The organism is Caulobacter sp. Root655, from assembly GCF_001427665.1.
GTDB lineage: Bacteria > Pseudomonadota > Alphaproteobacteria > Caulobacterales > Caulobacteraceae > Caulobacter.
Genome location: NZ_LMHC01000021.1, coordinates 136,776 through 149,368 on the forward strand (window position 1 = coordinate 136,776; position 12,593 = coordinate 149,368).

Here is a 12,593-nt window from a genome sequence, read left to right on the forward strand (position 1 = left end):
GCCGAGCCGTCCTGAGGAGGGGCGCTGGCGCGTCCTCGACCCAGCCTGTTCGGCGCGCGGGACCGGCCGACCTACGACCATGGTCGTAATGGTGAGCGCCTCACTTGTCTGACAACTTCGCGCCAGGCCATCGCAGATGGACTCAACGAAAAACAGGAGGCGGCAGGGATGAGTGCTTTAGGTCGGACGCGAGGGGGATCGCCCTTTTTGAACGTGTTGTTCGCGACGAGCGCGATCGTAATGATCGCATCGGCCGGATCAGCCAGCGCGCAGACGGCGCAGGCCCCCGTGTCGTCGGAGTCCGCCGCCGACTCGACCGTGGGCGAGATCGTGGTCACCGGCTCGCGGATCAGGTCCACCGGCTTTACCGCGCCCACGCCGACCCAAGCCCTGGGTCAGGCCGACCTGGAGCGCAACGCCGAGCCGAACATCTTCACGACGATCGCCCAGCTGCCTTCCTTGCAGGGCTCGACCGGGGCGACCACGGGCACGTTCAGCACCTCGAGCGGCTCGCAGGGCTTGAGTTCGTTCTCGCTGCGCGGCCTGGGCACCATCCGGACCCTGACCCTGCTTGATGGCCAACGGGTGGTTCCGGCCAACATCACGGGCGTTCCCGACATCAGCCTGTTCCCGCAACTGCTGGTCCAGCGGGTCGACGTCGTGACCGGCGGCGCGTCGGCCTCCTACGGCTCCGACGCGGTCGGCGGCGTCGTCAACTTCATCACCGACAAGAAGTTCGAGGGCTTCAAGGCCAACGTCTCGGCGGGCGTGACGACCTATGGCGACAACGAGCAGTTCCTGCTGCAGGTCGCGGGCGGCAAGGCCTTCCTGAATGATCGCCTGCATGTCCAGGTCAGCGCCGAATACGATGACGAGGAGGGCGTTCCCGCCGGCGGCTTCGGCGAGGATGCGCCAGGCAGCCGCGACTGGTACACGACCGCCACCCTGATCAATCGCGGCGTCACCAATGACGGCTCGCCGCAATATCTCTACCGCGAGCATGCCCAAGCCTATCAGTACACCAAGTACGGGCTGATCAGCGCCGGCCCGCTGCAAGGCACCGCCTTCGATCAGAACGGCAACCCGTTCCAGTTCCAGTATGGCTCCAACGGCGTGCCGTCCAAGGCCGCAAACGGCGCGGTGATCGGTTGCTACTCGAACGGCGGCTTCTGCGTCGGCGGCGACCTGTCGGGCAATGTCGGCGTCGGCACGTCGCTGCAGTCCGAAATCAAGCGCATGAACAGCTACGGCCGCATCGCCTACGACATTGACGACAACAACGAGATCTACGCGACCCTGAACGTCGCCCGCGTCGAATCCAGCAACCAGCCCAATCCAGGCGGGGCCACGACCGGCCTGACGATGCAATGCTCCAATCCCTACCTGCCGGCATCGGTGGCGGCCGCCTGCGCCGCCAACAACATCACCAGCTTCACCTTCGGCACCAGCAACGCCCTGCTGCCCAACAACATCTCGGTCCATCCGACGCGGACTCAGTACCGCGGCGTGATCGGCGCGGACGGCAAGTTCGCCGCCCTCGGCACGGATTGGCATTACGACGCCTATTACACGCACGGCGAGAACACCACGAACATCCACGTCAACAACATCATGCTGAACCCGCGCTACAGGGCGGCCGTCCAGGCCACCCTCGTCAACGGCCAGATCGTGTGTTCCGACCCTGTCGCCCGGGCCAATGGCTGCCAACCGATCAACGTCTTCGGCGGACAGCGGCCCAGCGACGCGGCGCTGGCCTACATCACGCCCAAGAACGGCCCGTACCAGCACTCCGTCCAGAAGCAGGACGTCGCCAGCATCAACTTCAGCGGCGAGCCCATCAACGGATGGGCAGGACCCGTGGCCTTGGCGTTCGGCGCCGAGTATCGCCGCGAAGCCTACCACGTCCAGGGCGACCCTTACGGCGACGGCTCGGCGGCCTCGCCCTACACCACTGACTATCCGGCGGATCCGTTGCTCAACACGGCGGGCAACAACTGGTACGCGGGCAACTATCACTCCGGCGCCGGCAAATACAGCGTGAAGGAAGCGTACGCGGAAGTGAACGTGCCGCTGGTGAACTCCGACGCCGCGGGCAAGGCTAACCTCAACGCCGCCGGCCGCTGGACCGACTACAGCACCTCGGGCACGGTCTACACCTGGAAGGTCGGAGCCACCTGGGACACGCCGATCGACGGCGTTCGCCTGCGGGCCGTGACGTCGCGCGACGTCCGCGCGCCGAACCTGTCGGAGCTCTTCGCCGCGCCGGTCACTACCACGCTGCCCAACTTCACCATTCCGTCCACACCCACCCCCCCACCGGGCCAACCCGCGGGACCAGGCGCGCTGCTGGTCCTTCAGAACGTGATCGGCAATCCCGACCTGAAACCGGAAATCGCCAAGAACACCACGCTCGGCGTCGTCTTCTCGAACCCGAAATGGCTGCCGGGCTTCAGCGTCTCGGTCGACTGGTACAACATCGTCCTGAACGGCGGCATCTCCAGCCTGAGCGCTCAGCAGGTGGTGAACTTCTGCTATGCGGGTCTGACGCAGTATTGCGGCAGCTTCAACTTCGCCCCGCCGGCCGGCACGACGCCCTACGTCAACGCCCAGGTGTTCAACCTGGCCTCGATCAAGACCAGCGGCTTCGACATCGAAACCAGCTACCGGTTCGATATCCCGAGCGTGCCGGGCCACTTCGACCTGCGCGCCCTGGCGACCAACACCCACAAGTTCGTCACCAATCAAGGCTTCCCCGGCGGCTCCGTTATCGATACCGCGGGCCAGAACTCCGGCAATACGCCGGACTGGAAGGTTCTCGCCGTCCAGACCTGGAGCTCCGACCGCTTCAGCCTCAGCCTGCAGGAACGCTGGTTCAGCGACGGCGTCATCGGCGGCCAGTACATCGAGTGCGCCGCCGGCAGCTGTCCGGTGGGTAGAACCCCAGCCGACAACAACAACTACCCGACCATCGACCATAACCAGATGAAGGGCGCGACCTATGTCGACGTGAGTGGTTCCTACGAGATCAAGGACGGGCTCACGGCCTATTTCAAGGTCGCCAACCTGTTCAACAGGGACCCGACGCCGTCGCCGCAAACCAACACCGGTCTGGACGCCAACCCGGCGCTCTATGATCTGCTGGGGCGGTTCTACCACGTCGGTCTCCGCTACAGCTTCTAGCTTGAGCCGCCCGTTCCTCCTCTCCCTGGGCGGCGCCGCCCGGGTCGGACCGGCTGATCGCCGTTCCGGCCCGGGCGCTTTTTCTTGGCCAAGCGACGTCGCCGTCGCATGGTCGGCGAACGCCAAGAAGGTTTTCCGTTGAACAGACCGGACCGCGCCCGGGGCGCCACCATCGTCGATGTCGCGCTATTGGCGGGCGTTTCTCGCATGACGGTGTCGCGGGTGATCAACGACGGCGCCAGCGTTCGGGAAACCACGCGCATGGCGGTCCTGGCCGCGATCCGCGAGCTGAATTACCAGCCCAACCTGGCGGCCCGCAATCTCGTCTTGGACGGCGAATTGCGGATCGGGGTGATCTATTCCAATCCCAGCGCCGCCTTCATGAGCGACTTCCTGGTCGGTGTGTTCGAGGAGGCCACCAGCGCCGGGGCCCGGTTGATCCTCGTGCGGGGCGAGAACGGCCAGGCCCCAGCGCCGCAGGAGCTGCAGAGGTTGTTGGGGTCCGGCGTCCACGGCGTGGTCCTGGCGCCGCCTCTGGGCGAGTCCGCCGTCGTGCGCGACATCCTCCGCGCCGCTAATCTGCCCGTCGCCGTGGTCGCCGCGGGGCGTCCGCCGACCGATGCGATCAGCGTCCGCATCGACGATCGCCAGGCCAGCCAGGCCATGGCCCAGCATCTGCTGGATCTTGGCCACCGAAGGATCGGCTTCATCACCGGGAACCCCGACCAGACCGCCAGCGCCGAGCGCCTCGAGGGCGCGCGTGCGGCGATCGCGGCGGTCGACGGGGCTGAACTCGTCCTGGCCCAAGGAACGTTCACCTACGGTTCGGGGCTGCGCGCCGCCGAGCAACTGCTCGATGCCCATCCGCCGCCCACCGCGATCTTCGCCAGCAACGACGACATGGCCGCCGCGGCCGTGTCGGTGGCCCATCGCCGACATCTCGACGTGCCGGGCGACCTGACCGTGGTCGGGTTCGACGACACCACGGTGGCCACCACCCTTTGGCCGCCGCTCACCACCGTACGCCAGCCGGTGCGGCAGATGGCGGCCGTGGCCCTGGATCGGCTGATGCGCGTCTTGCGATCGACCCAGCCCTCGGCCGAAGCCTCCGCGGATTACGTCCTGGGTCATGCCCTGATCGAACGCCAATCCACCGCCCCGCCCCGGCGCGTCACCCGGGTCGCGGGCGCGAAAGCACACCAGAGGTCATCGCATGCCTGATCCGTCCCTCGACCTGGAGCGCGCCACCGTCGGGCGGGTGACCAGACGGCTGATGCCGCTGTTCTGCCTGATGTACCTGATCGCCTATATCGATCGGCAGAACGTGTCGTACGCCAAGCTCGACATGGTCCAGGCCCTCGGCCTCACCGAGGCGGCCTACGGCCTGGGCGCGTCGCTGTTCTTCATCGGCTACTTCCTGTTCGAGGCGCCGTCGAACCTGATCCTGGCCCGAGTGGGCGCCCGGGTCTGGTTCGCGCGGATCATGTTCACCTGGGGCCTGGTCACCCTGGCCCTGGGCTTCACCCAGAACGCGACGATGTTCTACGTCCTGCGTTTCCTGCTGGGCGTCACCGAGGCGGGGTTCTTCCCGGGCGTGCTCTACGTCCTGACCCTCTGGTACCCGCAGGCTCATCGCGCGCGGATGGTGGGCTTGTTCATGATCGCCAGCGCCCTCGCCAACGCCGTCGGGGCGGCCGTGGGCGGCCTGCTGCTGGATCTGGACGGGACCCTGGGACTGGCGGGTTGGCAATGGGTGTTCCTGGTCACCGGCGTTCCGGCCGTGCTGCTGGCGCCCTACGTCCTGTGGCGCCTGCCTGATGGTCCGACCCAGGCCGGATGGCTGCCGGAGAACGAGAAGGCCTGGCTGGCCTCGGTCCTGACCGCGGAGCGGGGAGGGGCGTCCGACGATCATCGCGGCGCCTGGAAGGCGATCTTCGATCCACGCGTGCTGCTGCTGGCGGGCCTCTATATTGGCATGCCGCTGGGCGCTTACGGTTTGAGCTATTGGCTGCCGACGATCGTCAAGTCGTTCGGGGTCTCCAACACCGTCAACGGGCTGATCAACGTCATCCCCTGGCTGCTGGTCGGCGTGGCGCTGTGGTTCGTGCCGCGCCACGCCGCGCGCCACGGGGCCAGCGCCTGGCACATAGCCGGACCCATCATGCTGGGCGCGGTCGCCCTGACCCTGAGCGTGATCGTGCCCGGCGCGGCGCTGAAGTTCGCGATGTTGTGCATCGCCGCCCCGGCGATCTTCGCGGCTCAGCCGGTGTTCTGGAGCTTGCCGCCGAGCTTCCTCAGCGGCCCGCGGGCCGCGGCCGGCATCGCGGCGATCAACGCGATCGGTAATCTGGGCGGCTTTATCGCCCAGAACCTGGTGCCGATGGTGCGCGACGCGACGGGCAGCAACTTGGCGCCCATGCTGGCGCTGGCGGCCGTGCTGATGGTGACCAGCGTGCTGATCTTCTACGCCACGGCCCATCTGGACAGGGCGCGGGCGAACACCCGCTGAGCCGCCGCCGTGTCGTCACCAACATCAATGGCCGTGATCGGCATGGCGGAAGGAATGTTTTCCTAACTATGCACCCTACATTCTAGGAATATATTCCCAAAAGCGACTGTAATTTGAAGAACGTCGATTTCCGACTCATCTCGGGCGATGGGCAAAGTCCGCTTCCGGGCGTTGCTCACGCCGCCGCCGGCCCAGGCCCGGGTCTGGCGCAGAGCTGAAGTCCAGCCGATCGATCCGGGCTCACACATGTGCTCGTCACGACCGATTGGTGTCCTTTCGGGCTTGGTTCGGCCGGCAAACCGGTGGAAGTGCGCCGCGGAACCATCGGCGGCAGGCCCGGCTGAAGCTCGAAGGATCCGTGTAGCCCAGCGTCTCGGCGATCTGCGAGTGGGAGAGGTCGCCGGCTCGTAGGAGCCGCTCGGCGCGGACGCGCAGTTCGGCATCGACAAGTTCGCGGTAGCCGGTCCCTGCCTCCGAGAGCCGCCGAACGAGGGTCCGTCGCGAGACGCCGGTCAGGCGCGCGACCTCGTCGGCGGTGGGATGGCCGGCGGGCAGGGATTTCAGCAGCCGCTCCACCCTGTCCCGCAACCCATCCGGCGCGATGAGCCGCGCCCTCGCGGCCTGCAGCTCCTGCAGCGCGACGCCGTACAAGGTGGCGTCGGCCATGGGGGACTGCAGCGCGAGCCATGCGGTGGGGAAACGGATCGCGTTGCGCGCCGCGCCGTAGGCGACGTTCCTGCCGAGTATGGCCCGGACCTGAGGCGCGTGTTCGGGTTCGGCGCAGGCAAAGAAGAAGTGGGCTTCGGCGGGCGGCGCGGCCAGCATCGACGCGACCCCCGCCCGGAACCCGATGAAAGACACTTCCATCATCGGGCGCCAAACGGTCTCGGCGAGATCGACCGTCAGATCGTAGTCCATTTGGCTCCACTGCGGGCCGCGCCGCAGCGAGGTCCTGTAGAACGGCGCCCGAACAAAGCCGAACCGGGTGATTACCTCCACCATCGCGGCGAGGTCCGGCGCCGCCACTCCCGCGACCCCCAGCGGCCCATGGCAGGACAGATTCCAGAGCTCGGGCGAACGCAGCGCCCAACCGTCCCCGAACAGGGCGACAAGGTTTTCCACCTGCCGGGCCTGCTGGAAGAGGCTGATGTCGGCGGAGGGGTCGCGCAGCATGTCGTCGGTGACGCCCGTGCCGGCCAGGATGGCGGCTCGACGCTCCGGGGTGTCGCCAAAGCAGCGCAAGATCAGGCGGAAATAGCCCAGGGACATCGGCAGCTGTTCTAGGGCCTCGACCATCACGCGCAAAATGCCCAGAAGGAGGCACGTCGCGCCACCCCTTTAAGGCTGGCGCGACCAGTTTGGCCTTCATGTTGAAGCGGAGCCGTGTGGCGCCCCGAACCCACCGCTGCTCGACCGCTAGATCCCGTCCAGCCGGCACCCACGCGCCACGAGGATAGGCCGAAGCGCGCGGAAGGCCGCCGGATGCCGCATGAGGGGCATGCGAGGATAAAGATGATGGATGATGTGGTACTGCATCCCCATCGTCAGGATGTTGCCAAGGCGGCTTCGAAACCCGCGGGTATTGCGGTAGCGGCCCAGGTCCGCGCCCGGATGGTGGGGCGCCCAGCTCAGGAAAAACCGGATGTAGACCCCGCCGACGATGCGCGGCAGCCACATGATCGCCGCCACCTCGAGCGCGTAGCCCGCCCAGGCGAACCCGAAGAGCAGGGCGTTGGTGGCGAGCGCATAGGCCAGGAGCGTGACGCCGGCGCGCCGGGCGTCGTCCGATCCGATGCGCTCCAGGGTCTTGGCGTAGGCGATGTTGATCTTTGGAACCGTCTGCAGTTGGCTGCCGATGTCCTTGACGACCATGTGCCAACCGCTGTCGGACTTGGTGTTGATGTCCGGGTCGAGTTCCGTGTCGTTGGTGTGGCTGTGGTGCTCATGGTGCGTGAGACGGGCCGCTTGGTAAGGCAGTCCCAACGGGACGGGCGAGAGGTGGCCCACCAGTTCGTTCAGCCAGAACAATCGCTCGCCTTCGCGGGCGATGATCCTGTGCTGGGCCTCGTGAGAGGGCAGGTAGGAAAGGATCACGGTCACGGTCGCGATCGGAGCCGCCGCCCACAGGGGGAGAACGCCCGACAGCGTCAGGGGCCAAAGCGCCAGCCAGGCCGCCAGGTTCACGAACGCCCAGGCGATGGAGCCCCACGGAAGGCCGCCCATGAAGCCGTCGGCGATCGAACGCTCCAGGCGCAGCAACTCTTGGGACGAAAGTTGGCTGAGATCGCGCTCGTGCATCGTCGCGGAGACGCTCATAACCATCGCCCCCTCAGGTTGGCGGCCGCCCCCCATGATCCGCCGATCGCCAGGCCCGCAACCAGAGGCCATTGGGCCTGCGCCGCGCCCGGAAGCAGGCGCTCGAGGAGTTGCGTGATCAGCGGCGCGACGAAGCCGATCCCGAAAATCAACGGCATGGCTTGGAGCAACAACATCAGCAGGCGGCCGACGACGCCGACGGGGGGTGTTGATGGACCTGATCCGGAGCCGTCATTCGACGGCAGGGCGACCTCGTCGCGGGGCATGATGAACTTTCTCCCTGTCGCCCGTCTCGAGGCAGGCTTTACGGCCTAGCCTACGCCGAAGGTGCGCCGACGGAGATGGCGCGGTGCGCCATTCTGATGACCGTTTGCGCCAAGGCCCGTCCGGCTCCGAGTTCGGCGGTCAAGTCGCCAGCTCTTCCGGGCCATTGGCCTTGGCGGTGTCGAGCCCAGGATCCTTGATCCGGAACCACATCGCGTAGAGCGCCGGCAGGAAGACCAGGGTCAGGACCGTCCCGCCGATCGTCCCGCCGATCAGGGTGTAGGCCATCGAGGACCAGAACACCGAGAAGGTCAGCGGGATGAAGGCCAGGATGGCGGCCAGGGCGGTCAGGATGACCGGCCTTGCCCGCTGCACCGTCGCCTCGATGACGGCATGGAACGGGTCCAGACCCTCTTCCTGGTTGTTGTGGATCTGGCCGATCAGGATCAGGCTGTTGCGCATGATGATCCCGGCCAGGCCGATCAGCCCGAGGATGGCGTTGAACCCGAACGGCTGGTGGAAGATCAGCAAGGTCGGCGCGACCCCGACCAGGGCCAGGGGCGCGGTCAGCAGCACCATGAACATCGCCGACAGCGAGCGGACCTGGAAGATGATCACCACCATCATCAGGATGAACATCAGTGGGAAGATCGCGGCCAGGGCGACATTGGCCTTGCCGGCCTCCTCGATTGAGCCGCCCATCTCGATCCTGTAGCCGGCCGGAAGGGCCGCCATGATCGGCTTGAGGTCCTTGAGGACCTGCGTCGAGACGTCCGGCGGCTGCAGCCGCTCATCGATGTCGCCGCGCACGGTGATGGTCGTCAGGCGGTCGCGGCGGCGCAGGATGGGATCTTCCATGCGCACCTCGGCCCGTCCGATCTGGTCGAGCGGGATACGCTCTCCCGATGCGCCGACCAGCGTGAAGGCGCCCAGCCTGGCCGGGTCGAGACGATCGGCGCCGGCGGTGCGCGCCACGATCTCGACCGAGCGGATGTCCTCGCGCACCTGGGTCACGGGAACCCCGGTCAGCAGGAATTGAAGCTGCAGCGACGCATCGCTCGAGCTGAGACCAAAGGCCCGCAGGCGGTCCTGGTCGAGCACGAAGTGGACCGTCGGGACCCGCTCGCCCCAGTCGGTGTTGACCTGGCGAAGGGCGTTGTTGCTCAGCATCACGGCGCGGACCTGCTCGGCGATCTGGCGCACGCGCGCGACGTCGGGTCCCATGACGCGGAAGGCGACGGGGAAAGGGGAGGGCGGGCCGAACACGATCTGGGTCGCGCGGATCTTCGCGCCGGGCACGGCGCCGCTGGCCGCGAACTGGCGCACGCGCTGCTTGAGCGCGTCGCGCGCCTTCTGGTCGGGCGTCAGCACGACGATCTTGGCGAAGGAAGGATCAGGCAGTTCCGGCGAGATCGCCAGGAAGAACCGGGGCGCGCCCTGGCCGATATAGCTGGTGACGATCTTGGCCTCGGGCTGCTGGTGCAGCCAGGCCTCGACCTTGGCCACCGCCTGGCTGGTCGAGGCGATGCTCTGGCCTTCGGGCATCTGCACCTCGATCAGCACTTCGGGCCGGTCGGAGGCCGGGAAGAACTGCTTCTTGGTCCCGCCCATCATCAGCACGGCGATCACCATCGCCACGCCGACGCCGGCCGCCACCTTGAACCGGTTGTCGACCGTCCAGGTGACCATCGCGCGCAGCCGGCGATAGCGCGGCGTGTCGTAGATCGCCGCGTGACCGCCCTCGACCGGCTTGATCTTGGGAATCATCAGGACGCCGAGATAGGGCGTGAAGATCACCGCCACGAACCACGAGGTGATCAGGGCGAAGGCCACGACCCAGAAGATGTTGCCGGCATATTCGCCGGCCGTGGACTTGGCGAAGCCCACCGGCATCAGGCCGATGATCGTCACCAGAGTGCCCGACAGCATGGGCGCGGCCGTGTGGCCCCAGGCATAGGTCGCCGCCGAGACGCGGTCCCGGCCTTCCTCCATCTTCACGACGATGGTCTCGATGATGATGATGGCGTCGTCGACCAGCAGGCCCAGCGACAGGATCAGCGCGCCCAGGGTGATGCGGTCGAAGTCGCGGCCGGTGACCAGCATGATCACGAACACGCCCGCCAGGGTCAGGGGAACGGCCATGGCCACCACCAGCCCGACCCGGAAGCCCAGGCTGACCAGGCTGACGACGATGACGACCGCGAGCGCCACGAAGAACTTGAGCATGAACTCGTCGTAGGCCTCGGTGATGTTCACCGACTGGTCGGTGACCTTGGCGAAGCTCATGCCCAGCGGCATTTCCGCGGAGATGGCCGTGGCTTCCTTCTCCAGGCTCTTGCCCAGCCGCAGCCCGTTGTAGCGATCCTTCATCACCACCCCCAGCTCGAGGGCCGGCTCGCCGCCGTTGCGGATCAGGAAGGTGGCGGGATCGGCGTAGCCGCGCTTGACCTCGGCGATGTCGGCCAGCTTGAGCGTGCGACCGCCGACCACGATCGGCGTCTCCCGGATCTTTTCGAGGTCGTCGAGCGCGCCGTCGAGCCGGATCTGCACCTGGGGCCCTGCGGTTTCGATCGAACCGCCCGGCGTGACCAGGTTCTGATCATTGAGGGCGGCGAAGAGGTCCCTGGGGCTGACCCCCAGCGTCGCCAGGCGCGCTTGCGAGAACTCCACGAAGATCTTCTGCGGTTGTTCGCCGATGATCATCACCTTCTTGACGCCCGGGACGTGCAGCAGGCGCTGGCGCAGGGTCTCGGCCTGGCGCACCAGAAGGCGCTGTGGCTCGCCCTTGGCCTTGAGGGCGTAGAGGGCGAAGGTGACGTCGCCGTACTCGTCATTGACGAACGGTCCCAGGACCCCGCGCGGCAGGTTGGCCGCTTCGTCGCTCATTTTCTTGCGGGTCTGGTAGAACTGTTCGGGAACCTCCTTGGGCGGAATCTGGTCCTTCAGCGTCAGGGTGGTGAAGGCCAGGCCTGGCCGCGTGAAGGTCTCGCTGCGGTCGTACCACTTCAGCTCCTGCAGGCGCTTCTCGAGCGGCTCGGCGACCTGGTCCTGCATCTCCTGGGCGGTGGCGCCCGGCCAGGCGCTGACGATGGTCATGACCTTGATCGAGAAGCTGGGGTCCTCGGCGCGTCCCAGCTTCATGAAGGCGAAGGCGCCGGCGAAGGTCACCGCGATGATCAGGAAGAGGGTGATCGAGCGCTCGCGGACCGCCAGGGCGGAGAGATTGAAGTTCATTGGACCTCTCCGGTCTGGACGCGGACGCGCTGGCCCTGGTGGAGCATGTGGGCGCCCAAGGCCACGAACCGGTCGCCGCCGCTCAGGCCGCCGGAGATCGTCGCTGTCTCGATCCCCAGCGCGGCAACCCGCACAGGTCGCCATTGAATGGTGGAGGTGCGCGGCTCGATCACCCAGACACCCGGGCCCTTGCCGGCGTCATAGAGGGCGCCGATCGGAGCTTCAACGCCGCGCGCGGCCTCGCCGCCGACCTCGGCGGGCAAGGCCACGACCATGGTCGAGCCCAGCGGCGCCTGGGCGGCCGGGCCGCTCAGCACATATTTGGCCTCATAGGTGCGGGTGCGCGGGTCGGCGGCGTCGGAAAGCTGGCGAAGACGCGCCTGGCCAGCCTTGGCGCCGGTGAAGGCGTAGGCGTCCGCCAGCGATCCGACCGTCGGGCGAACGGTTTCGGGCAGGGTGATGGTGGCCTCGCGCGGGCCGGCATGGGCCAGGCGCACAACCGGTTGGCCGGCGGCCACGACCTGTCCGGGCTCGGCCAGGGTTTCCATCACCACGCCGTCGGCGTCGGCGGTCAGGACCGCATAGCCGGCGGCGTTGCGTGAGACGCGGGCCTGGGCCTGGGTCGCCGCCAGTTGAGCCTGGGCGGCGTCGGCGGCGGCCTTGGCCTGGTCGTAGACGAGGGCGGAGACAGCGCCGGCCGCGACCAGCCCGCGGTAGCGCCGCTCCTCGGAGGCCGTCTGCACCGCGCGGGCCCGGGCGGCTTCCACCAACTCGTTCTGGGCCGCGACGGCCAGGGCGTAGTCGGCCGCATCGATGCGCATCAGCGGTTGGCCCAGACGAACCGTCTGTCCGGCGTCGACCAGGCGGGCAACCACCTTGCCGCCGACCCGAAAGCCGAGATCGCTCTGGACGCGGGCCGAGACGACGCCGCTGAACCGCCGCTCGCCGGTGGCCGCCGGCCCCGCGACGGCGACCCGGACGACCGGGGGCAGGGTGCGCGGATCGTTGGCGTCGGCCTTGCCGCCACAGGCGGCCAAGGGCGTGAGGCCGGCCAGGAGCAGGGCGGCGGCGACGGTTCGGGACGACATGG

General features: G+C 67.5%; 8 protein-coding genes. 3 read left to right on the forward strand and 5 right to left on the reverse strand.

The window, feature by feature from the left end:
• Positions 1 to 168: 168 nt before the first annotated feature.
• The 3 genes from ASD79_RS12170 to ASD79_RS12180 all read left to right on the forward strand — a co-directional run bounded on the left by ASD79_RS12170 (position 169) and on the right by ASD79_RS12180 (position 5,689).
• Positions 169 to 3,180 (forward strand): TonB-dependent siderophore receptor, encoded by a 3,012-nt coding sequence (locus tag ASD79_RS12170; RefSeq protein WP_056721949.1) that lies wholly within the window; start codon positions 169 to 171, stop codon positions 3,178 to 3,180.
• A 138-nt stretch (positions 3,181 to 3,318) separates the two neighbouring features.
• Complete coding sequence (locus ASD79_RS12175) at positions 3,319 to 4,401, forward strand: LacI family DNA-binding transcriptional regulator (RefSeq protein ID WP_056722618.1); 1,083 nt, start codon at positions 3,319 to 3,321, stop codon at positions 4,399 to 4,401.
• A complete protein-coding gene (locus tag ASD79_RS12180; protein WP_056721951.1) occupies positions 4,394 to 5,689 on the forward strand; it encodes an MFS transporter in 1,296 nt (431 codons plus the stop codon). Before ASD79_RS12175 ends, ASD79_RS12180 begins: the two co-directional genes overlap by 8 nt.
• Positions 5,690 to 5,944: 255 nt before the next feature.
• On the opposite strand, the gene ASD79_RS12185 is transcribed toward ASD79_RS12180, so the two are convergent.
• From ASD79_RS12185 to ASD79_RS12205, 5 genes are all read right to left on the reverse strand, one after another.
• Positions 5,945 to 6,958: an AraC family transcriptional regulator gene (locus tag ASD79_RS12185; RefSeq protein ID WP_162252356.1), complete on the reverse strand. Its 1,014-nt coding sequence runs from the start codon at positions 6,956 to 6,958 to the stop codon at positions 5,945 to 5,947.
• 147 nt (positions 6,959 to 7,105) lie between these two features.
• On the reverse strand, positions 7,106 to 8,005 hold the full coding sequence (locus ASD79_RS12190; RefSeq protein WP_056721955.1) for a fatty acid desaturase: 900 nt from the start codon (positions 8,003 to 8,005) through the stop codon (positions 7,106 to 7,108).
• Positions 8,002 to 8,271 carry a hypothetical protein gene (locus tag ASD79_RS12195; RefSeq protein WP_200952300.1) on the reverse strand — a complete coding sequence of 90 codons (270 nt, stop codon included), beginning with the start codon at positions 8,269 to 8,271 and terminating at the stop codon, positions 8,002 to 8,004. The genes ASD79_RS12190 and ASD79_RS12195 overlap by 4 nt, the downstream gene beginning before the upstream one ends.
• A gap of 139 nt (positions 8,272 to 8,410) precedes the next feature.
• On the reverse strand, positions 8,411 to 11,503 hold the full coding sequence (locus ASD79_RS12200) for an efflux RND transporter permease subunit (RefSeq protein WP_056721959.1): 3,093 nt from the start codon (positions 11,501 to 11,503) through the stop codon (positions 8,411 to 8,413).
• Positions 11,500 to 12,591, reverse strand: coding sequence for an efflux RND transporter periplasmic adaptor subunit (locus ASD79_RS12205; RefSeq protein ID WP_056721961.1), 1,092 nt, complete (start codon positions 12,589 to 12,591; stop codon positions 11,500 to 11,502). The genes ASD79_RS12200 and ASD79_RS12205 overlap by 4 nt, the downstream gene beginning before the upstream one ends.
• Positions 12,592 to 12,593 lie beyond the last annotated feature (2 nt).